The following is a 19,460-nucleotide window of genomic DNA, read 5'->3' as shown; positions in this document are numbered from 1 at the left end:
CGTTTCGATGAAGATCGTCGCCGGAATATACGCCAATGGCGTACATCAACCCGCAGCAAACGCCTTCAATGCCTCACCTTCCATCCGGTACACCGTCCACTCGCTCTGCGGTTTCGCCCCCGCCGCTTCATAGAACTTGATCGCCGGTTCGTTCCAGTCCAGCACCGACCATTCGAACCGCCCGCAGCCTTCAGCCACCGCGATGCGTGCGATGTGCTGCAGCAGCGCCTTGCCGGCACCGCTGCCGCGGCTGTCCGGGCTGACGTAGAGGTCTTCCAGGTAGATGCCGTTGCGGCCCAGCCAGGTGGAGTAGTTGTAGAAATACACGGCGTAGCCGATGGCCGCGCCGTCGGCTTCGCAGATCAGCGCGTGCGCCTTGGCATCGGGCCCGAACAGGCTGGCGCGGATGCCGGCCTCGTCGGTCTGCACCGACGACTCAGCCTTTTCATAGATCGCCAGTTCGCGGATGAAGCGCAGGATCAGCGCCGCATCGTCGGCGGTGGCCACGCGGAGGGTCACAGTGGCCACCGTCATGGCTCAGCCCCGCGCCTGGGCGACGTTCTGGCGCATCTGCGCGATCACGTCCTGGTAGCTGGTCTTGGCGTTGAAGATCGCCGAGCCGGCCACGAAGGCATCGGCACCGGCGGCGGCGATCGCCCCGATGTTGTCGGCCTTCACCCCGCCGTCGATCTCCAGGCGGATGTCGCGGCCGCTGGCATCGATCTTCTGGCGGACCACGCGCAGCTTGTCCAGCGCCGACGGAATGAACGCCTGGCCGCCGAAGCCCGGGTTGACCGACATCAGCAGCACCAGGTCCAGGTCGTCCAGCACCCAGTCCAGGATGTCCACCGGGGTGCCGGGGTTGAGCACCAGGCCCGGCTTGCAGCCCAGCGAACGGATCAGCTGGATGGTGCGGTGAACGTGGCGCGAGGCTTCCGGGTGGAAGCTGATGTAGGTGGCACCGGCCTCGGCGAAGTCCGGGATGATGCGGTCCACCGGCTCCACCATAAGGTGCACGTCGATCGGCGCGGTGACCCCGTGCTTGCGCAGGGCCTGGCAGACCATCGGGCCGATGGTCAGGTTGGGCACGTAGTGGTTGTCCATCACATCGAAGTGCACCCAGTCCGCACCGGCGGCGAGCACGTTGTCCACTTCCTCACCCAGGCGGGCGAAATTGGCGGACAGGATGGAGGGGGCGATGATGCAGTTGGACATGGCCGGGGCCTTCAGTACTTGGAAAGGGGCGCCCTGCGCGCGCTCAGCGCTTGCGCAGGGTCTTGATGCGGTCGTAGGCGGCGTTGAGCTGGCGCGACTTGCGCTCGGCCTGCTGGCGCAGCTCCGGGGCGGCGCCGACCACCTTGTCGGGGTGGTACTGGGACATCAGCCGCCGGTAGGCCAGGTCGATTTCGGCGTCGGTGGCCTCGGAGGTCAGCCCCAGCTCGCGGTAGGGGTTCTCCTTGTTCAGGCGGAACCAGTCGGCGTCGAAGGCATGCCCGAGCAGCAGCCCGACCACGGCACCAAACAGCGGATTGGGCCTGAACAGCAGGGCCCCGGCGATGAATCCGAGCAGTTTTCCGTACCAGCGCATGGTCGTCTGGGCGGCCGTGGCAACAAAGGAGCCTCATTTTACGTCACAGCGGGCCCAACCCGCTTTACACTAGGCCGCCCGCTGTCTGTGCGGGCCCTCAGGGTCCCTTGGACGGCTGTCATGACAAGCCCCAGGAGTGCCCGTGCCGACCACGTTGTTGCAATCCGATCTCCCCGGCCTGCCCTTGCGCCATCGCGGCAAGGTGCGTGATGTTTTTGACATTCCGCGCGACCGGCTCCCCGCCGGCACGCCGCCGGGGGAGTACCTGCTGATGGTCGCCACCGACCGTCTGTCGGCCTTCGACGTGGTGCTGCCTGATCCGATCCCGGGCAAGGGCGAAATGCTCTGCCAGGTGTCGAACTTCTGGTTCGCCAAGACCGCCCACCTGATGCCCAACCACCTGACCGGCATCGACGTGGCCAGCGTGCTGCCCGACGGCGTGGACCCTGCCCTGTACGCCAAGCGCGCGGTGGTCACCCGCAAGCTCAAGCCGGTGCCGGTGGAAGCGATCGCCCGCGGTTACCTGATCGGCAGCGGCTGGAAGGATTACCAGCGCACCGGCAAGGTCAGCGGCATCGACCTGCCCGATGGCCTGCGCCAGGCCGAGCAGCTGCCCGAGCCGATCTTCACCCCCTCGACCAAGGCCGCCGTGGGCGACCATGACGAGAACATCGATTTCGATGCGATGGTGAAGGCCGTGGGTGCCGACCTCGCCGAGCGCGTGCGGGATGCCACCCTGCGCATCTACAAGTTCGCCGCCGACTACGCCCGCGAGCGCGGCATCATCCTGGCCGACACCAAGTTCGAGTTCGGTACCGATGAAGACGGCCGCCTGTACATCATGGATGAGATGCTGACCCCGGACTCCTCGCGCTACTGGCCGGCCGACGAGTACGAGGTGGGCACCAGCCCGCCGAGCTACGACAAGCAGTTCGTGCGCGACTACCTGGAGACGCTGGACTGGGGCAAGACCGCCCCGGGCCCGACCATCCCGGCCGACATCATCGAGCGCACCCGCGCCAAGTACGCCGAGGCGCTGCAGCGCCTGGCGGGGATCAACGTCGACTGATGCGCCCGCGCCCCCGGCCGTGATGGCAGGGGGCGCCCGGGCCGGGGTCGACCCGGGCATGGGTCGACCGTAGAGTCGACCGTTGGTCGACTGCCGCGGACGTTGGTCGACTGCCGCGGACGTTGGTCGCCTGCCGCGCGCAGTGCCAGGAATGTTGTCTGGGCCAGGCGCAGCCGACCAACGGTCGGCTCTACCCGCCGGGGCGGTATGCTGTGCCGATCCTGGAGGGACCATGACCACCACCACCGTCGCGCGCCCGATCGACCGCTACTTCGCCAGCTATTCCGACGACCACCGCAATGTGCTCAACCAGCACATCCACGTGGTGGCGGTGCCGGCGATCCTCTGGTCGGTGGTGGCCCTGCTGTGGTGCCTGCCGCCGCTGGTGACCTGGTTCCAGAACGGGATCTGGTCGGCCTTTGCGATGTTCGCCGCGTGGTGCTTCTACAACCGGCTGTCGCGTGCGCTGGGCATCGGCATGCTGGTGCTCTTGTTCGTGTTCGGCTGCCTGTGCCGCCTGCTGGAGGCCGAAATCGGCCTGCACAACCTGCTGCGGGTGGCCATCGGCGTGTTCGTGGTGGCCTGGATCGCGCAGTTCATCGGCCACAAGTTTGAAGGGCGCAAGCCGAGCTTCCTGACCGACCTCACCTACCTGCTGATCGGGCCGGCGTGGGTGGTGGCCAAGCTGTACCGGCGGTTGGGTGTGGCTTACTGAGTGCCCCGTGCCGACCAACGGTCGGCACCTACCCGGGTTTTTCGGCGCCTGCCCGGTTTTGACACGTACCGCGGTTTTTTCTGAACGAGATCGATGCTCACCGGCGCGCGACGCGGGGGCGTCCAGCATCGTCGTGGACGGGCCGTGGCATGCATCCGGCGTTCATCTTCGTGCAGGGCGCAGGCCCTGCCGTTGCTGGCTTCGGACCCGTTCGAGGGGCCAGATCCGGCAAAGTCGAGCGCGCCGTTCCATACGCCCGTCAGCGGTCTCGAATGGGCACGACAGGAGGGTGGAAAAAATGAATCACGCACGTTACATGCAATTGATGGCGTATTCGGGTGTATCGGCAGCAATTGCCTGCCTGTTAGACTGAACGACCTGCTCGTGAATCGCGTATTCCCTGCATGAATCCCAGCCTGATCCTGCTGCTCGCCCTGCCGTTCCTGATGGCCGTGGCGGTCGCCTCATTCCGCCGCACCTCCCGCTCCACGGCCGCCTGGTTGGCCGCGGCAGCGCCGTTGGGGGGACTGGCGCTGTTGGCCACCATGACCCCGGCGATCATGGACGGCGGCGTTGTCCGCAGCTTCGGCACCTGGCTGCCCCAGATCGGCCTGGCCTTCTCGCTGCGCCTGGACGGCCTGGCCTGGATGTTCGCCGGCATGGTGCTGGCCATCGGCGCGCTGGTGGTGATGTACGCCCACTACTACCTCAGCGCGCGCGACAGCGCCCACCGCTTCTACTGCTACCTGTTGCTGTTCATGGGCGCCATGCTGGGCATGGTGCTGTCGGGCAACCTGTTGCTGCTGATGGTGTTCTGGGAAATGACCAGCATCAGCTCGTTCCTGCTGATCGGCTTCTGGTCGCATCGCCAGGACGCCCGCGAGGGCGCGCGGATGGCCCTGGTGGTCACCGGCGGCGGTGGCCTGGCCCTGCTCGGCGGCGTGCTGCTGATCGGCCGCATCGTGGGCAGCTTCGAGCTGGATGCGGTGCTGGCCAGCGGCGATCTGATCCGCGCCAGCGCGCTGTACCCCTACGCGCTGTTCCTGGTACTGGCCGGCATCTTCACCAAGAGCGCGCAGTTCCCGTTCCACTTCTGGCTGCCGCACGCCATGGCCGCGCCCACCCCGGTGTCGGCATACCTGCACTCGGCGACGATGGTCAAAGCCGGCGTGTTCCTGCTGGCGCGGCTGCATCCGGCGCTGGCCGGCACCGACCTGTTCTTCTATACGGTCAGCGGCATCGGCGCGATCACCCTGCTGATCGGCGCCTGGAACGCAATCTTCCAGCATGACCTGAAGGGCCTGCTGGCCTATTCGACGATCTCGCACCTGGGCCTGATCACCATGCTGTTCGGGCTGTCCACGCCGATGGCGGTGGTGGCCGGCGTGTTCCACATCCTCAACCACGCCACCTTCAAAGCCTCGCTGTTCATGGCCGCGGGCATCATCGACCACGAAACCGGCACCCGCGACATGCGCAAGCTGGGCGGGCTGCGCCGGTTGATGCCCTTCACCAGCGCACTGGCGATCATCGCCTCGCTGGCCATGGCCGGCATCCCGCTGCTCAACGGCTTCCTGTCCAAGGAAATGCTGTTCGCCGAAGCGCTCACCGCCGGTGGCCCGGAAACGATGCGGGTGGTGATGTCCATCGCCGCGCTGCTGGCTGGCGTGTTCGGCGTGGCCTACAGCCTGCGCTTCGTGCACGACACGTTCTTCGGCAAGGGCCCGCACGACCTGGACCGGGTGCCACACGAGCCGCCGCGCTTCATGAAGGTGCCGGTGGAGATCCTGGTGGTGGTGTGCGTGGCCGTCGGCGTGGCCCCGGCCATCACCATCGCCCCGGTGCTGCACGCGGCAGCCTCGTCGATCCTGGGCCCGGCGATGCCGGCCTACAGCCTGTCGGTGTGGCATGGCTTCAACACGCCGCTGATGATGAGCATCGCCGGTGTCATTGGCGGCATCGCGCTGTACTTCGGGCTGCGCCGGTTGATCAACCTGCATGCCGTGGTGAGCCGCGCGATCGGCCGCAACATCTTCCACAAGCAGCTGGACCTGGTGTTCGGCTTCGCCCACCGGCTCACCCAGGCGCTGGCCAACGGCAGCCTGCAGCGCATGCTGATGGCACTGGTGGTGGTGGCGATCATCGTCGCGCTGGCCCCGTTCGTGGCCAACCCCGGTTCGCCGAACTGGCCCTCGCCGCAGCCGCTGCCGCTGCTTGGCTGGACGCTGTGGCTGGTGATGATGGCCTGCGCGGTCAGTGCGCTGTTCGTGTACCGGCAGCGTCTGCTGGCGGTGCTGGTGCTGGGCGGCGTGGGCCTGATGGTGTCGCTCACCTTCGTGTTCCTGTCCGCCCCCGACCTGGCGCTGACCCAGCTGCTGGTGGAAATGGTCACCCTGGTGCTGATGCTGCTGGGCATGAACTACCTGCCCGCCCAATCGGCGCCGGAGCATTCGCGCTGTCGCAAACGCCGCGATGCCCTGATCGCCATCATCGGCGGCGGCGGTCTGGCGGCCGCGGCCTATACCGCCATGACCCTGCCGCCCAACACCATGGCCGGCGAGCTGGTCGCGCGTGCCCTGCCCGAGGCCTATGGGCAGAACGTGGTCAACGTGATCCTGGTGGACTTCCGCGGCTTCGATACCTTCGGTGAGATCACCGTGTTCGGCATCGCCGCCCTGGTGGTGCACGCCATGCTGCGGCGCTCGCGGATGGCACCGGAGCAGATCATGCCGGGCCCGCCGATCAAGCTGCCGGTGCCGGCCGATCTGGCGCAGATCATGTTCCCGCTCACGCTCACCGTGTCGATCTTCCTGTTCCTGCGCGGCCACAACGCCCCCGGTGGCGGTTTCATCGCCGGCCTGGTGCTGGCCGTGCCGCTGCTGATCCAGTACGTGATCCAGGGCACCACCTCGGTGGAGTCGCGGTTCGGCTTCGACTACATCCGCTGCATCGGTGCGGGCCTGCTGATCGCCATCGTCAGCGGCAGTGCGTCGATGCTGTTCGGGGTGCCGTTCCTGACCAGCGGCCACCTGGACCTGCATATCCCGCTTATTGGCGAGGTGCCGCTGGCCAGCGCCATCGGCTTCGATACCGGCGTGTACCTGGTGGTGTTTGGCGGGGCGATGCTGATCCTGTCGATGATGGGCACCATCAAGCCGTCGCGTACGCGCAACGCCCGCAAGGGCGAGATCGATCCCAACCGTCGTTCGGCAAAAACCGGGGAGATGCACTGATGGAACTGGCCCTGGCAAGCGCCATCGGCGTACTCGGCGCGATCGGCATCTACCTGCTGCTGCGCGCGCGCACCTTCGACGTCATCCTCGGTATGACCTTCCTGTCCTACGCCACCAACCTGCTGATCTTCGCCGGTGGCCGGCTGGTGTCGGGCAAGGCACCGGTGCTGCGCGAAGGCATCGACAGCGACCTGGGCAACTACACCGACCCGTTGCCGCAGGCACTGGTGCTCACCGCGATCGTGATTGCCTTTGCGATGACCGCAGTGAGCATCGTGCTGGCCATGCGCAGCCGCAGCGACAACCACAGCGACCACGTCGACGCGCATGAGGAAGAGCAGGACACCGCGCCGGCCGATACTGCGCCGGGCCGGGAGGGCGGCGCATGAACCATGCGGTGATCCTGCCCATCCTGATCCCCTTGTTCGGCGCCGCCTGCTCGCTGTTCGTCGAGCACCGCCGGTATGGCCCCAAGGTGCAGCGCACGGTGGCGTGGACCACGCTGGCCGCGCTGGCCGCCGCGGTAGCCCTGCTGTTCGCGCAGACCGCCGATGGCAGCATCGCGGTGTACCTGCTGGGCGACTGGCCGTCGCGGCTGGGCATCGCGCTGGTGGCCGACCGGCTGTCGGCCTGGATGCTGGTGACCACGCTGCTGCTGGCCATCCCGTGCCTGCTGCACGCGTGCTCGGGCTGGGACCGGCGCGCGCCGCACTTCCATGCACTGTTCCAGTTCCAGCTGGTGGGCCTCAACGGCGCCTTCCTCACCGGCGACATCTTCAACCTGTTCGTGTTCTTCGAGGTGATGCTGATTGCCTCCTACGGCCTGCTGCTCAGCGGCGGCCGCGGCCTGCGCATGCGCATCGGCCTGCACTACGTGGTGTTCAACGTCACCGCCTCGACCCTGTTCCTGATCGCGCTTGGCCTGCTGTACGCCTCGCTGGGCTCGCTCAACATGGCCGAGCTGTCCCAGCGCATCGCCGAGGTACCGGCCACGCACCTGGTGCTGGTCAAGGCCACCATGGGGTTGTTGCTGCTGGTGTTCTGCAGCAAGGCCGCGCTGATGCCGCTGTACCTGTGGCTGCCCGAAGCCTATGCGCGTGCGCCCGCGGCGGTGGCCGCGCTGTTTGCGATCATGACCAAGGTGGGCCTGTACGCGGTGCTGCGGGTCAGTTCGCTGTGGTTCGGCGACGATGCCGGCCCGATGGCCGGATACGGCAGCGACTGGCTGCTGTGGGCGGGCGTGGCCACGCTGGTACTGGGCGGGCTGGGCGTGCTGGCCGCGGCGCGGTTGCGGGTGATGATCTCCTACCTGGTGGTGGTGTCGGCCGCGACGCTGTTCATCGCCTTCGCGGTGCGCACGCCCGAGGTGCTCTCCGCCGGTCTGTACTACCTGCCGCACAGTACCTTCGTGGCCGCCGCGCTGTTCCTGATTGCCGACCTGATCCGCCGCCGTCGTGGCGGGGCCAGTGACAGGAAGGAAATCATCGCGCCGATGCCCGGCAAGCAGACCCCGGCCGTGCTGTTCCTGATCGGTGCGGTGGCCGTGGCCGGTCTGCCGCCGCTGTCCGGCTTCCTGGCCAAGGCCGCCTTGCTGGCTGGCATGCCCGCGCAGTACACCGCCGTGGTCTGGACCGCCGTGCTGGGCAGCAGCCTGATGGTGATCGTGGGCATCACCCGCGCCGGCATCCGCCTGTTCTGGCGCGTGCCGGTGCAGGAAGACGGCGTGCCACCGCCGCGCAAGGCCCCCACCCGCACGGTGGAACTGTTCGCCGCCGCGCTGCTGCTGGTGTATGGCATTGCCATGAGCCTGTTCGCCGGCCCGCTGATGCAGCACACCGATGCGATGGCCACCCAGCTGCTGCACCCCGCCGAGTATGTGGGCGAGCTGCGCGCTACCACGCCGGAGATCCGCCAGCCATGACGCGCAAACCGTCGCTGTACAAGCGCCTGATTCCCTCGCCGTCGCTGAGCGTGATGGTGGTGGCGTTCTGGCTGCTGATGTCCGACAGCTTCACCTTCGGCCAGTTCGTGCTGGGCATGCTGCTGGGCCTGGTGGTGCCGCTGTTCGCCGCGCGCCTGGACCGCGAGTTCGCCCGCATCGGGTCGCTCAAGCCGGTCCCCAAGCTGCTCTGTGTGACCCTGTGGGACATCCTGGTGTCCAACATCCGCGTGGCGATCCAGGTGCTGGGCCCGGAACGCCGCATCCACCCCCGCTTCATCTGGTTGCCGCTGGACATCGCCAACATCCATGGCATCGCCGCGCTCACCAGCATGATCACGCTGACCCCGGGCACGGTGTCGGCCGCGTTGTCCGACGACCGTCGCCACCTGCTGGTGCACGTGCTGCACCTGGACGACCCGGACGAGCTGATCCGGCAGATCAAGCACCGCTACGAAGCCCCGCTGATGGAGATCTTCCCATGACCGGTTACACCTTCATCCAGACCACCATGGTGGTGTGCATGCACGTGGTCGGGTTGGCCATGCTGCTGGCCACCTGGCGCCTGCTGCGCGGCCCCACCGTGCCCGACCGCATCCTGGCGCTGGACACGCTGTCGGTGACGGCCATCGCCGAGCTGATGCTGTTCGGCATGTACCTCAACTCGGCGGTGTATTTCGAGGCGGCGCTGATCATCGCCATGCTCGGCTTCGGCAGCACGGTGGTGCTGAGCAAGTTCGTGCTGCGCCGGGACATCGTGGAATGATCACCTTCATCCAGATCGTGCTGTCGATCCTGCTGCTGTTCGGCTGCTTCTTCATCCTGGTGGGCGCGTTGGGGCTGGTGAAGCTGTCGACCTTCTTCAAGCGCCTGCACGCCCCGACCAAGGCCAGCACGCTGGGCGTGGGCTGCGTACTGGTGGGATCGGTGTGTTACCACATCTTCCTTGGCCAGGACCCGCAGCCGCGCGAACTGCTGATCACCGTGTTCCTGTTCATCACCGCCCCGATCAGCGCGCACATGATGGCCAAGGCGGCGTTGTCGCTGATGATGGAAAAGCGCCCCAGCCTGCCCGGCCATGAAACCGCCAAGGAAGAACAGCTGCCGCCGCCGCGCCCGGAAGGCGAACAGACCCGGTAGAGCCGACCGTTGGTCGGCTGCTCCAATCCACGTCCGGTAGAGCCGACCGTTGGTCGGCTGCCCCCACATCGCGCCCAATGCAGCCGACCAACGGTCGGCTCTACCGCCGGGGGGCGACGGTCGCCGACGCGGCCTCTCAGCCGCCCCAGACCAGCGCCAGCTCCAGCGCCACCCAGCCCAGGAACGCCACCAGCAGCACGCCGCCTTCGCGGCGGCTGATGGTCAGGTCGCCACGCAGCATCGGGTACAGCACCAGCACGAAGGCGATCGCCGCCGGCAGCTCCAGGCGCACGAACGACGCCGGTACCGCCAGCGGCCGCAGTGCGGCCATGCCGCCCACCACCACCAGCAGGTTGAACAGGCTCGAGCCGATCACGTGGCCCAGCACCATGTCGCCCTGCCCGCGCCGTGCCGCGGCCACCGCCGCCGCCACCTCGGGCAGCGCGGTGCCAATGGCCACCGGCAACAGGCCCACCAGCAACGGCGACCAGCCCAGCCCCGCGCCGAACACCGGCGCGGCCTGCACGATCCAGCGCGCGCCGTAGTACAGGCACAGCCCGGCGAACACCACCCGCAACAGGTTGAGGAACAGGCCGGTGCGGGTCATCGCATAGCCGGCGATGGCCTCGCGCACGGGGTCCGATTCCAGCCGCGCGCGGCGCAGCACGAACACCAGCGATGCCACGAAGCCGAGCAGCAGCAGGCCGCCTTCCCAGCGCGTCACCACGCCGTCCAGGCCGAACACGATCAGCGCCAGGCTCGCCACCGCCACCATCACCAGCAGCGGCGACAGCAGCCGCGCGCGCACCAGCAGCGGGGCCGCCAGCGCGGCCAGGCCCAGGGTCAGGCCGACGTTGACGATGTTGCTGCCCACCGCGTTGCCCAGCGCGAGTTCTTCGGCTCCCACCACGAACGCACGCGCGTTGACCACCAGTTCCGGCAGCGAGGTGCCGAAGGCCACCAGCAGCAGCCCGGCCATGAACGGCGAGGCGCCGAAGCGCTGGGCCAGGCCGGAGGCCGCCTTGACGATCGAATCGCCGCCCAGTGCCAGCAGCAGCAATCCCAGCAGGAACCAAGCAGTGGCAGCAATCATCGGCAATCCCCAGGCATCAATGGGCCGATTCTAGAGCCAGACCGCACGCAGGGGGTGAGGAATCGGGCGCCCCTGGGCAGAAGCGGCGCGGCCTGCCCACGGCGCGCGCCGCAGCAGGCTTACGAGCAGCCTTCGACGTAGTCCACCTGCGGGGTCTGGCCGACCCGCCAGGCGCTGACATTGCCGTCGCCGTTGATCTCGAAGTTGATCAGCGCGCCGCCCTCGGTGGCCGGCCGCACGCGCAGGTTGTGGCCCTTTTCGTCGTACTTGTGCGGGGTGACATCGCCGCGGTCGGGGTACAGGGTCTGCAGCTGGCCCAGCGACATGCCGACCTTGCCGCCACCGGGCGCGGTGATGCGGTCGTTGCGCACGTCGTAGCGGACCAGACGCTTGCCTTCGATCATCAGGATCACATCCTCGGCCTGCGCCCCCTGCGGGCGCAGTGCATGGCAGTAGTCGTCCGGCACCTCGCCCTGCAGCGGCGCCTTCCAGGCGGCACGCACCTCGTCCAGGGTACTGCCCAGGGTCAGCGGACCATACCCATCCAGCCGCGCCGGGCCGGCGGCGGCCGGGTCCTGGGCTGCGGGCGTAGCGGCGGGCGCGGCCGGCGCTGTGTCGACCGGCGTCGGCACGGCGGCCTCGGCGTCCTTCGACGGGGTTTCAGGGGTGCGCTCGCAGCTGCTGAGTGCCAACGCGATGCCCAATGCCAGAACGCTTCCCAGCTGCTTCATCTGCACTTCCTCCAGTCGGTGGTCGGCAGCCTAGCGCGAACGCTGTGCAGTGGCTGCATGCAGGAACGTGATTGTCATCGCGGTTTCACCTGCCGCGTTCAGGCTCGGCCTGCACCGCATCGACCCCACGCCCATGCAACCGCGCAAGACCGACCTCGCCCGCACCGCCCTGCAGGCCCACCGTGCGCCCCTGGACATGCGCCAGCGCCGCCTGCTGATCCTGTGCGACGGCCAACGCGATCTGCCGCAGCTCACCGCCATGATCGGGCCGGAAGCGTCAGCAATGGTGATCCAGCTGATCCAGGCCGGGTACCTGGTGTCCAATGCGGCGGCCGATCCCCCGCCGCGGCCCGCCCCTGAGCCCGTGCAGACCCCCGCGGCACCGGCAGCAGTCCCGACCGAGCGCCGGCGCTCGCTGGTGGCCGCGCGCATCTACCTGCTGGGCATCCTGGAACTGCAACGACACCCCCACGCGGCCGCGCTGCTGCATGCGCTGCAGCAGGCACGCAGCGACGAGGCGGTGATCGCCGGCCTGCATACCGCGCTGGATGCACTGCCCGCGCTCACCTCGCCCGGCTATGCCGAGCGGGTCCGCCAGCGCCTGCTGGAAGTGCTGCCGAAGGAGCAGGTGGACGGGTTCCAGACGCTCGCCGTTTGATGGCGTCTTGCACGTCGCCGATGTCTTCACTGGTCGTGTGAGGTTCAACCGGCTTCACGCCACAACCGGGCGACGTCGCTTTCAGGCGACGATGGCCAAGTGCAATCGCAAATCGATTTGCCATTCAAACTATAGGTTGTCGGCCGAGTGCCTAGGGCAGGATCAATTGACTGGCGGCAATCGATGCGTACAATTTTCTGTACAAGAACGCCGGAGCCATCGACCATGCAGACCCTTACCTACAGTGCAGCCCGTGCTGCCTTGGCGGAAACCATGGATCGCGTCATCAATGATCACGAACCCATCACCATCACCCGCAGCGGAAATAAGGCGGTGGTGATGATGTCACTGGAAGACTATCAGTCCATTGAAGAAACAGCCTACCTGATGCGTTCGCCGGCGAACGCAGCACGACTGGCAGCCGCAATGGAACAGCTCGACGCTGGTGGAGGCACCGCCCGCGAGCTTGCCGAGTGACGCTGCAGTTTTCCGACGCCGCCTGGGAGGACTACCTGCATTGGCAAGCCTCGGATCGTCGCAGGCTGGAGCGCGTCAACATGCTGCTGAAGGCCATTGGACGCGACCCGTACGAAGGCATCGGCAAACCCGAGCCGCTTCGTTTCAACAAGCATGGCTGGTGGTCGCGGCGGATCGATACAGAACATCGCGTCGTGTATCGCGTGACTGACGGCATCGTGTTGATCGCAGCATTGCGTTATCACTACCAAACGCCTTGAACGTGCAAATGCACAGACTCGGCCCTGTGCGTTGGCCTCCACGGATGCGGCGCTTCCTCGTCTCGCCTGCACCTACTGATCAGCCTGCCGTCAATGCCGCAATCAACGCCTCTGCAACCGCCGGTTCTTCTACATGGCGCAGGTTGTCCAGATTCAGGATGTCGCCCTGCATCTGCGCGTAGCGGCGAAGGCGGCGCGTGAGCACCTTCGTGGCGGCATCGGCCGGTGCCGCGGACAACGCCTCCAACGCCCGGCGCGCACGTGCGGCGATATCCGGCAGGAAAACATGGCGCGGATCGCGTGGCGGAATGACGCTATCCAGCCGGCAGTTCTCGAAGGACACGTAGTCCAGAACGCAGGCGCTGAAGTCCGCATCCAGCAAGGCCGGTGCGCCGGCGGCAACAAACCTCACGTCCTTCAGCACGCCCTCGAACCGGCAGCCGGTGGTGGCGTGTGCCGGCATGCCGGTGTCGACGATCCGGCAGTTGATGAAGGTGCAGCCGTCGAGCACGCAGGCATCGAAACGGCTCTGGCGGAAATCGCAGGTGTCGAAGACGCAGCCGCGAAACACGGTGTCATTGAGGCCACTGGCGCGAAAGTCGACACGGGTGAACTGGCAGGCGTCCATCACGGTGCGCGCGAAGAACCGCACCTCGGACATATCGCAGCCCTCGAAGACGGTACGCTCCAGCGTGCAGCGCTCGAACAGCGGCGCTTCCAGGCTGACGCCGCGCAGGTGCAGACCCTCGATATGCTCGCCAACGAAACGCGATCTGGCGGGCAGCCGCAACGAGATGGCCGCCTCGTGCAACAGGTTCAGTGACGCGTGCGGCAAGGTCGCGCTCACGCGGTGAAGTTCGCCTTCAGGCCCTGCCAGCACTGCTGGTAATCGCGCTGCCGGTGCTCGGCGTCCATGGCCTGCGCGGTCGGGCGGATCACCCCACGGGTTTCGAACATGAAGGCCATGGTGTCCTTGATCACGTCCGGTTTGCTCAGGTCAGCCGCCGAGGCCTTGTCGAACGTGGCCGCGTCCGGGCCGTGCCCGCTCATGCAGTTGTGCAGCGAGGCGCCCCCGGGCACGAAGCCGGCCGCCTTGGCGTCGTAGGCACCGTGGATGAGGCCCATGAACTCGCTGGCGATGTTGCGGTGGAACCACGGCGGCCGGAACGTGTCCTGCGCCACCAGCCAGCGCGGCGGGAAGATGGCGAAGTCCATGTTGCTGGTCCCCGGGGTGTCGCTGGGCGAATGCAGCACCAGGAAGATCGACGGATCCGGATGGTCGTGGCTGATCGAGCCGATGGTGTTGAAGCGGCGCAGGTCGTAGCGGTACGGCGCGTAGTTGCCGTGCCAGGCGACCACGTCCAGCGGCGAGTGGCCGATGGGCGCGCGCCACAGCTGGCCGCCGAACTTGGCGATCAACTCGAAGTCCCCCTCGATGTTTTCGAAGGCGGCCTGCGGCGTTTCGAAATCGCGCGGGTTGGCCAGGCCGTTGGAGCCGATGGGCCCCAGGTCGGGCAGCTTCAGCAGGGCGCCGAAGTTCTCGCAGATGTAGCCACGAGCCTGGCCGTCGGGCAGTTCAACCCGGAAGCGCACGCCACGCGGGATCACCGCCACCTGCTGCGGCTCGATCTCGAGCACGCCCAGCTCGGTGAGCAGGCGCAGGCGACCCAGCTGCGGCACGATCAGCAGCTCGCCGTCGGCATTGTAGAAGTAGCGGCCCTGCATGTCGGCGTTGGCCGCATACAGGTGGATGCCCACGCCATGGTGCGCGTCGGGCGCGCCGTTGCCGCCCATGGTGTACAGGCCATCGATGAAATCGGTGGGGGTGCCGGGCAGCGGCAGCGGGTCCCAGCGCAGCTGGTTGGGCGACACCGCCCCCGCGGCGAAGTCGCCGTGCAGGTGCGGCTGGGCGTAGGCAGTGAACTCACCGTGCGCCACCGCCGGGCGGATCCGGTACACCCAGCTGCGCCGGTTGCTGCCGCGCGGTGCGGTGAACGCGGTGCCTGACAGCTGTTCGGCGTACAGGCCATGCGCCACCCGCTGTGGCGAGTTGCGCCCTACCGGCAGCGCGCCGGGGACGGCCTCGGTGGCGAACTCGTTGCCGAAGCCGGTCTGGTAACCGCGGGCGGTGATGGAGGTGCTCATCTGTGTGTCCTGGCGGAGCCTGGGAGGTGTGCAATGGGTAGTGCGTTGGAGAAGCCGGGCAGAGCCCGGCTCTACGGGCATGTCCGGCATTGCAGCGGCCGGGCAGGGCCCGGCGGTACGGATGGGTCCGGCGTGGCGGGAGCCGCGCCGGACCTGCCGGGTTACGTTACAGCACGCCGCGCTTCATCTGGTCGCGTTCGATGCTCTCGAACAGCGCGGTGAAGTTGCCTTCGCCGAAGCCTTCGTTGCCCTTGCGCTGGATGATCTCGAAGAAGATCGGGCCGATGCAGTTGGTGGTGAAGATCTGCAGCAGCTTGCGCTGCTTGGTTTCCGGATCGGCGTCGATCAGGATCTTGTTCCTGGCCAGGCGCGCCACGTCTTCGCCATGGCCCGGCACGCGCATGTCGATCACGTCGAAATAGGTGTCCGGGGTGTCCAGGAATTCCACGCCCTGCGCACGCATCGCCTCGACGGTGTCGTAGATGTTGTCGGTGAAGCAGGCGATGTGCTGGATGCCCTCGCCCTTGTAGGCGTCCAGGTATTCGTTGATCTGGCTCTTCGGATCGGACGATTCGTTGAGCGGGATGCGCACGATGCCGTCCGGGGCGGTCATCGCCTTGGACACCAGGCCGGTCTTGAGGCCCTTGATGTCGAAGTAGCGGATCTCGCGGAAGTTGAACAGGCGCTCGTAGTAGTCCGACCACTGCTGCATGTTGCCGAAGTACAGGTTGTGGGTGAGGTGGTCGATGAAGGTCAGGCCGAACCCGGTCGGGCGCTGGTTGACGCCTTCGATCGGCGCGTAGTCGGCATCGAACATGCTGCCGTTGGCGCCATAGCGGTCCACCAGGTACAGCATGCAGTCGCCGATGCCCTTGATGACCGGGGCCGGCACGGCCTTGCTGTCAGGCTTGAAGTCGATCGCTTCGGCGCCGTTGCCCAGCGCCATCTGGAACACCTCGTCACCCGGCTTCTGGAAGCGGATGGCGAAACCACAGGCGCACGGGCCGTGCTTTTCAGCGAAGTCCGAGGCGAACGAATCGGGTTCTTCGTTGACCAGGAAGTTGACGTCACCCTGGCGGTACACGGTGATGGCGCGCCGCTTGTGGCGCAGCACGGCGGTGAAGCCCATCTTGCGGAAGTAATCGTGCAGTTCGGCGGCGCGGCCGGCCGGCGCGGCGAACTCGACGAACTCGAACCCGTCGATGCCCATCGGGTTCTCGAAGGTGGTGACCTGCATGCCCGGATCGGGTGCGTGGGACGCGGTGCTCAGTTGGCTGGTCATGATGTGGCTCCAAAGCAAAGTCCGCATCGGAAAAAACCAGGTGCGGGAGGCGGGCAGACCCGCGAGAATGCGGTGTCCGGAACTAAGGTTTATAGTTTCACATGAAACCACCATCAAGGTGCACCGCAGCATGAACCCACCCGATCCCAGCAGCCACAGCATCCGTGCCTCGCACGCCCTGCTCGACCTGGAACAGTTCCTGCCGTACCGGCTGAGCGTCCTGTCCAACCGGGTCAGCGGCAATATCGCCAAGCTGTATGGGGACCGTTATGGTCTGGCGATCCCGGAATGGCGGGTCATCACCATCCTGGCGCTGTATCCGGGCTCGTCGGCCAGCGAGGTGTCCGACCGCACCGCGATGGACAAGGTGGCCGTCAGCCGCGCCGTGGCCAGACTGCTCGAGCGTGGCTTCATCAAGCGTGAAACCCACGGCGACGACCGGCGCCGCTCGGTGCTGGCGCTGTCGGCGGCCGGCTTCGAGGTGTACGAGACCATCGCCCCGCTGGTGATCGAGATCACCCGCAAGCTGATGTCCGTGCTGAGCGAGGAAGAGGAACAGATGCTGGAGACCCTGATCCTGCGCCTGGCCGGGGAAGGCCTGCAGAAGATGGACCAGGGCTGAGCGACCGGCGTACCCACCAACGGTGGGTACCTACGTAGCCATTGCGCCTTCGGCGCGCCCATCAACGGTGGGTACCCACGTATTCCGGTAGGCAACGACCGTTGGTCGTTGCGCGTCAGCTCAGATGCTTGCGCCGTGCGTGCACCCACGGCGCAGCCAGCGCGCCGATGGCGCCGCCGGCGAAGGCGAGCGAGGCGGCCACTACTGCCGCCTCGATGGCATTGGGCAGGGCCAGCGCGGCCAGCACCAGCAGGGCCGAGGGCAGGCCGATGAAGGTGGCCATGAAGTAGCCCCAGCGCGGCGCCCAGGTGCCGACCTGGAGCAGGCTCACCGGCATCCACGTTTCGGCCGAGGCGTCCTGTTTGACCTTGGCCGCCACCTTGGTCAGGTCCACTTCCACCGGCCCCTTGCCGGTGCGCGCCACGGCCAGCATCTGCGCCACCTCCTCCACCGGCGGGAACGAGGTCGGCCACGTCATCGGGGCGGTGACCCCGTAGGCGGTCAACAACGGCACGCTGATCCACGGCGCCAGCAGCGGGCGCAGCTTGCGCCGGTCGAGCACGCACCAGAGCTGGCTCACGCCATGGGCCACCACCGCGTACAGCGCCAGCTGGCCCGGTTCGGGGTACGGCAGCATGCTCACCCGGGCGGCCATGCTGTCGTAGCCCATCTGGCGCAGGAAGCCGGGGCGGGTACGGCCCTCGTGCGCCCAGGCCAGGCCCAGCGCCCCCACCAGATAGGCCTCGGCCGGATCCTTCACCCCGGCACTGGCGCGGTCGTCGCTGGCCAGGAAGAACGCCAGCGACTTGGGCTCGTCCACGTCGTCGCGGTCCCAGCGGCCGGTGTCGCCCAGCACGTGCTTGAGCGGCAGCCGTGCCGGGGCGGTCTCGGCCTTGGCCGCGTTCTGCAGGAACGGCAGTACCGACAGCACGAAACTCTGCAGGTCCAGCGCGCGCAGCCCGCTGCCCTGCCATTCCGGCGGCAGCAGCCCGGCCAGGGCCGGGTTGCGTGCCAGCACGTCCAGCTGCGCCTTCTGCTCGACCAGCTTCTGCACCGCGGCCTTGAGCATCACGTTGTCGGGCACCGCCACCAGCGGCAGCCGGTAGCGGATGGCGCCGGGAGCCGGCGCATCGTCGTGCGCATCGCCGCCGTCCAGCGTGCCGTGGTCGTCGAGCAGCACGTCCACCGGGGGCAGGCTTACCCCGCCGGTAACTTCAAGGCTGGTGTCCGAAGTGCTGTCGCTGGTGCCCGGCTGCATGCGTATCCGTCCGTTGGTGTGCGCCACGAAACACGCGCGGCATGAGGTCCTTGGAGGTAACGGCAGCGGTACGCGTAAATTGAGGGTCAGGGTGGCGCCGGAGTGCAGGATTCCCCGCGCGTGCTTCCCATCGTGGGGAGAAGAGCAGAAAAGGCTCTTCTCCCATCTCAGGGGAGCGTCTTGCTGCAAGGGCCGTCGCTGAGTGAGCACGACGCTATGCGGGTGGTCAGGTGTGCAGGCGCCGTTTGGATCGGCTGTCGTCTCCGATCGGGCCTGTCGCGAGCGTGAGGGCCCCGTAGCCGCCGGTAGGCCCCTGGCGCAAATGTCCCCCGGCCGCGTGGCGGCCTCCTCCTTTATTTTGCCCAGGGGCCTACCGGCCGCTACGGGGCTCGGCTTGCGGTAAGCAGGGGGAAGCCAGCTTTTCTGGCGCTGGTCGGTGGGGCGGGTGCTGGGCCCCCATGCCCTTGGAGGCGAAATAAAGGAGGAGGGGGCGGCCGCAGGCCGACGCCGGGGGACATTCGCCGGAAAGGGCATGGGGGCCCAGCGCCCGACCCACCGACGGCCGCGCCGAAAAGCGTCAAGGCCCGTTTTTGCGTGTCCCGCAGATAGGCGAAGATGACCCGTCCTGCCATAGGTTGACACCTGTGGTGGATGAACCGGCCGCCGTCAGGCGGCCAAGGACGCCCGATGCACTGCATCGGGCGTCTGCATTTTAAGGGACAGGTGCGGGCGTTCGGCGTTATAGATCGCCACCGCCTCGGCCACCATCTGGCGCGCCTGCGCCAGGTCTCGAGGCCGATACAGCAGGAACTCACCTTTCAAGATCCCATTCACCCGTTCGGCCAGCGCATTCTGGTAGCAGTCGTAGCCGTCAGTCATCGAGCAGGTCACGCCGTGCTTGGCGTGGATCTTTTGGTAGTAGTCCGAGCAATATTGGATGCCACGGTCGGAGTGATGGACCAGACGTTGGCGCGTTTTCGCCCCTTCAACGCCATTTGCAAGGCTTGGGCGACCTGCTCTGTCTGCAAGGTGTCGTGCACGCTCCAGCCAACGATCTTGCGTGACCAAGCATCCGTAATCAGGCTCAGATAGACGAATTTCCCTTGCGTTGGCAGGTAGGTGATGTCGGCGACCCACACCTGCTCGCAGCCGGTGGGTACCACGCGCCCCTCGCCAGCTTTGAGCAGGTTGGGGTGCCGCCGGAAGCGGTGATGGCTGTTGGTTGTCTTGTGATATGCGCGCCGCATGGG

The 19,460-nt window shown here is 67.1% G+C and carries 21 protein-coding genes and 1 pseudogene; 12 read left to right on the top strand and 10 right to left on the bottom strand.

Translation table 11 applies throughout. The features are described 5' to 3' along the window. Positions 1-45 precede the first annotated feature (45 nt). Genes AC6CHL_RS19790 through AC6CHL_RS19780 form a run of 3 tightly spaced genes read right to left on the bottom strand, consistent with a single transcriptional unit; the run spans position 46 to position 1,588 of the window. On the bottom strand, positions 46-534 hold the full coding sequence (locus tag AC6CHL_RS19790) for a GNAT family N-acetyltransferase (RefSeq protein ID WP_498295909.1): 489 nt from the start codon (positions 532-534) through the stop codon (positions 46-48). Positions 535-537: 3 nt separating this feature from the next. Beyond that, a complete protein-coding gene (gene rpe, locus AC6CHL_RS19785) occupies positions 538-1,215 on the bottom strand; it encodes a ribulose-phosphate 3-epimerase (RefSeq protein WP_038685783.1) in 678 nt (225 codons plus the stop codon). Positions 1,216-1,258: 43 nt separating this feature from the next. After that, on the bottom strand, positions 1,259-1,588 hold the full coding sequence (locus AC6CHL_RS19780) for a J domain-containing protein (RefSeq protein ID WP_313245000.1): 330 nt from the start codon (positions 1,586-1,588) through the stop codon (positions 1,259-1,261). Between the two features lie 142 nt (positions 1,589-1,730). Here AC6CHL_RS19780 and AC6CHL_RS19775 point away from each other — a divergent pair, with 142 nt between their 5' ends. The 8 genes from AC6CHL_RS19775 to AC6CHL_RS19740 all read left to right on the top strand — a co-directional run bounded on the left by AC6CHL_RS19775 (position 1,731) and on the right by AC6CHL_RS19740 (position 9,684). Continuing rightward, on the top strand, positions 1,731-2,657 hold the full coding sequence (locus AC6CHL_RS19775) for a phosphoribosylaminoimidazolesuccinocarboxamide synthase (protein WP_038691715.1): 927 nt from the start codon (positions 1,731-1,733) through the stop codon (positions 2,655-2,657). A 232-nt stretch (positions 2,658-2,889) separates the two neighbouring features. Further along, the gene (locus tag AC6CHL_RS19770) at positions 2,890-3,372 is read left to right on the top strand and encodes an Mpo1 family 2-hydroxy fatty acid dioxygenase (RefSeq protein ID WP_463601857.1); all 483 of its coding nucleotides are present in this window, start codon (positions 2,890-2,892) and stop codon (positions 3,370-3,372) included. Positions 3,373-3,776: 404 nt separating this feature from the next. Then, entirely contained in the window at positions 3,777-6,605 is a 2,829-nt protein-coding gene (locus tag AC6CHL_RS19765) for a monovalent cation/H+ antiporter subunit A (RefSeq protein WP_498295907.1), read from the top strand. Further along, positions 6,605-6,994, top strand: a complete 390-nt coding sequence (locus AC6CHL_RS19760) for a Na+/H+ antiporter subunit C (RefSeq protein WP_038685779.1) — start codon at positions 6,605-6,607, stop codon at positions 6,992-6,994. The genes AC6CHL_RS19765 and AC6CHL_RS19760 overlap by 1 nt, the downstream gene beginning before the upstream one ends. After that, a complete protein-coding gene (locus AC6CHL_RS19755; protein WP_498295905.1) occupies positions 6,991-8,526 on the top strand; it encodes a monovalent cation/H+ antiporter subunit D in 1,536 nt (511 codons plus the stop codon). Before AC6CHL_RS19760 ends, AC6CHL_RS19755 begins: the two co-directional genes overlap by 4 nt. Further along, positions 8,523-9,029 carry a Na+/H+ antiporter subunit E gene (locus tag AC6CHL_RS19750; protein ID WP_498295903.1) on the top strand — a complete coding sequence of 169 codons (507 nt, stop codon included), beginning with the start codon at positions 8,523-8,525 and terminating at the stop codon, positions 9,027-9,029. The genes AC6CHL_RS19755 and AC6CHL_RS19750 overlap by 4 nt, the downstream gene beginning before the upstream one ends. Beyond that, positions 9,026-9,310: a K+/H+ antiporter subunit F gene (locus tag AC6CHL_RS19745; protein ID WP_038685776.1), complete on the top strand. Its 285-nt coding sequence runs from the start codon at positions 9,026-9,028 to the stop codon at positions 9,308-9,310. The genes AC6CHL_RS19750 and AC6CHL_RS19745 overlap by 4 nt, the downstream gene beginning before the upstream one ends. Beyond that, the gene (locus AC6CHL_RS19740; protein WP_038685775.1) at positions 9,307-9,684 is read left to right on the top strand and encodes a Na+/H+ antiporter subunit G; all 378 of its coding nucleotides are present in this window, start codon (positions 9,307-9,309) and stop codon (positions 9,682-9,684) included. Before AC6CHL_RS19745 ends, AC6CHL_RS19740 begins: the two co-directional genes overlap by 4 nt. A 136-nt stretch (positions 9,685-9,820) precedes the next feature. On the opposite strand, the gene AC6CHL_RS19735 is transcribed toward AC6CHL_RS19740, so the two are convergent. Together AC6CHL_RS19735 and AC6CHL_RS19730 are read right to left on the bottom strand one after the other, a co-directional pair. After that, positions 9,821-10,777 carry a sodium:calcium antiporter gene (locus AC6CHL_RS19735; RefSeq protein ID WP_038685774.1) on the bottom strand — a complete coding sequence of 319 codons (957 nt, stop codon included), beginning with the start codon at positions 10,775-10,777 and terminating at the stop codon, positions 9,821-9,823. Between the two features lie 119 nt (positions 10,778-10,896). Further along, positions 10,897-11,508 carry a hypothetical protein gene (locus tag AC6CHL_RS19730; RefSeq protein WP_498295901.1) on the bottom strand — a complete coding sequence of 204 codons (612 nt, stop codon included), beginning with the start codon at positions 11,506-11,508 and terminating at the stop codon, positions 10,897-10,899. Between the two features lie 133 nt (positions 11,509-11,641). Between AC6CHL_RS19730 and AC6CHL_RS19725 the strand changes: the two genes are divergently transcribed. The 3 genes from AC6CHL_RS19725 (at position 11,642) to AC6CHL_RS19715 (ending at position 12,903) form a co-directional block, all read left to right on the top strand. Beyond that, complete coding sequence (locus tag AC6CHL_RS19725) at positions 11,642-12,166, top strand: hypothetical protein (RefSeq protein WP_498295899.1); 525 nt, start codon at positions 11,642-11,644, stop codon at positions 12,164-12,166. A gap of 225 nt (positions 12,167-12,391) precedes the next feature. Beyond that, positions 12,392-12,643, top strand: a complete 252-nt coding sequence (locus tag AC6CHL_RS19720) for a type II toxin-antitoxin system Phd/YefM family antitoxin (RefSeq protein WP_141057821.1) — start codon at positions 12,392-12,394, stop codon at positions 12,641-12,643. Beyond that, the gene (locus tag AC6CHL_RS19715) at positions 12,640-12,903 is read left to right on the top strand and encodes a Txe/YoeB family addiction module toxin (protein WP_137190623.1); all 264 of its coding nucleotides are present in this window, start codon (positions 12,640-12,642) and stop codon (positions 12,901-12,903) included. The genes AC6CHL_RS19720 and AC6CHL_RS19715 overlap by 4 nt, the downstream gene beginning before the upstream one ends. A 79-nt stretch (positions 12,904-12,982) precedes the next feature. On the opposite strand, the gene AC6CHL_RS19710 is transcribed toward AC6CHL_RS19715, so the two are convergent. The 3 genes from AC6CHL_RS19710 to hppD all read right to left on the bottom strand — a co-directional run bounded on the left by AC6CHL_RS19710 (position 12,983) and on the right by hppD (position 16,285). Continuing rightward, positions 12,983-13,783 carry a pentapeptide repeat-containing protein gene (locus tag AC6CHL_RS19710; RefSeq protein ID WP_498295897.1) on the bottom strand — a complete coding sequence of 267 codons (801 nt, stop codon included), beginning with the start codon at positions 13,781-13,783 and terminating at the stop codon, positions 12,983-12,985. Beyond that, entirely contained in the window at positions 13,747-15,048 is a 1,302-nt protein-coding gene (gene hmgA, locus AC6CHL_RS19705) for a homogentisate 1,2-dioxygenase (protein ID WP_498295895.1), read from the bottom strand. Before hmgA ends, AC6CHL_RS19710 begins: the two co-directional genes overlap by 37 nt. A 166-nt stretch (positions 15,049-15,214) precedes the next feature. Next, positions 15,215-16,285, bottom strand: coding sequence for a 4-hydroxyphenylpyruvate dioxygenase (gene hppD / locus AC6CHL_RS19700; RefSeq protein ID WP_448134877.1), 1,071 nt, complete (start codon positions 16,283-16,285; stop codon positions 15,215-15,217). A gap of 175 nt (positions 16,286-16,460) precedes the next feature. Between hppD and AC6CHL_RS19695 the strand changes: the two genes are divergently transcribed. Next, on the top strand, positions 16,461-16,952 hold the full coding sequence (locus AC6CHL_RS19695; protein ID WP_128095606.1) for a MarR family winged helix-turn-helix transcriptional regulator: 492 nt from the start codon (positions 16,461-16,463) through the stop codon (positions 16,950-16,952). Between the two features lie 115 nt (positions 16,953-17,067). On the opposite strand, the gene AC6CHL_RS19690 is transcribed toward AC6CHL_RS19695, so the two are convergent. Further along, positions 17,068-18,210, bottom strand: a complete 1,143-nt coding sequence (locus tag AC6CHL_RS19690) for a hypothetical protein (RefSeq protein ID WP_498295893.1) — start codon at positions 18,208-18,210, stop codon at positions 17,068-17,070. 666 nt (positions 18,211-18,876) lie between these two features. Then, positions 18,877-19,460, bottom strand: a pseudogene (locus tag AC6CHL_RS19685) (IS3 family transposase); the annotation flags it as partial.

The sequence above is a fragment of the Stenotrophomonas sp. GQ19 genome (assembly GCF_059758695.1).
This window is presented reverse-complemented; position numbering and strand designations above follow the sequence as displayed.

What these genes read in the sequence shown, in the direction of transcription:
- AC6CHL_RS19790 (WP_498295909.1), bottom strand. Translation starts at nt 534, where the DNA reads ATGACGGTGGCCACTGTGACCCTCCGCGTGGCCACCGCCGACGATGCG.
- rpe (WP_038685783.1), bottom strand. Translation starts at nt 1,215, where the DNA reads ATGTCCAACTGCATCATCGCCCCCTCCATCCTGTCCGCCAATTTCGCC.
- AC6CHL_RS19780 (WP_313245000.1), bottom strand. Translation starts at nt 1,588, where the DNA reads ATGCGCTGGTACGGAAAACTGCTCGGATTCATCGCCGGGGCCCTGCTG.
- AC6CHL_RS19770 (WP_463601857.1), top strand. Translation starts at nt 2,890, where the DNA reads ATGACCACCACCACCGTCGCGCGCCCGATCGACCGCTACTTCGCCAGC.
- AC6CHL_RS19765 (WP_498295907.1), top strand. Translation starts at nt 3,777, where the DNA reads ATGAATCCCAGCCTGATCCTGCTGCTCGCCCTGCCGTTCCTGATGGCC.
- AC6CHL_RS19760 (WP_038685779.1), top strand. Translation starts at nt 6,605, where the DNA reads ATGGAACTGGCCCTGGCAAGCGCCATCGGCGTACTCGGCGCGATCGGC.
- AC6CHL_RS19755 (WP_498295905.1), top strand. Translation starts at nt 6,991, where the DNA reads ATGAACCATGCGGTGATCCTGCCCATCCTGATCCCCTTGTTCGGCGCC.
- AC6CHL_RS19750 (WP_498295903.1), top strand. Translation starts at nt 8,523, where the DNA reads ATGACGCGCAAACCGTCGCTGTACAAGCGCCTGATTCCCTCGCCGTCG.
- AC6CHL_RS19745 (WP_038685776.1), top strand. Translation starts at nt 9,026, where the DNA reads ATGACCGGTTACACCTTCATCCAGACCACCATGGTGGTGTGCATGCAC.
- AC6CHL_RS19740 (WP_038685775.1), top strand. Translation starts at nt 9,307, where the DNA reads ATGATCACCTTCATCCAGATCGTGCTGTCGATCCTGCTGCTGTTCGGC.
- AC6CHL_RS19735 (WP_038685774.1), bottom strand. Translation starts at nt 10,777, where the DNA reads ATGATTGCTGCCACTGCTTGGTTCCTGCTGGGATTGCTGCTGCTGGCA.
- AC6CHL_RS19730 (WP_498295901.1), bottom strand. Translation starts at nt 11,508, where the DNA reads ATGAAGCAGCTGGGAAGCGTTCTGGCATTGGGCATCGCGTTGGCACTC.
- AC6CHL_RS19725 (WP_498295899.1), top strand. Translation starts at nt 11,642, where the DNA reads ATGCAACCGCGCAAGACCGACCTCGCCCGCACCGCCCTGCAGGCCCAC.
- AC6CHL_RS19720 (WP_141057821.1), top strand. Translation starts at nt 12,392, where the DNA reads ATGCAGACCCTTACCTACAGTGCAGCCCGTGCTGCCTTGGCGGAAACC.
- hmgA (WP_498295895.1), bottom strand. Translation starts at nt 15,048, where the DNA reads ATGAGCACCTCCATCACCGCCCGCGGTTACCAGACCGGCTTCGGCAAC.
- hppD (WP_448134877.1), bottom strand. Translation starts at nt 16,285, where the DNA reads ATGCAGGTCACCACCTTCGAGAACCCGATGGGCATCGACGGGTTCGAG.
- AC6CHL_RS19695 (WP_128095606.1), top strand. Translation starts at nt 16,461, where the DNA reads ATGAACCCACCCGATCCCAGCAGCCACAGCATCCGTGCCTCGCACGCC.
- AC6CHL_RS19690 (WP_498295893.1), bottom strand. Translation starts at nt 18,210, where the DNA reads ATGCAGCCGGGCACCAGCGACAGCACTTCGGACACCAGCCTTGAAGTT.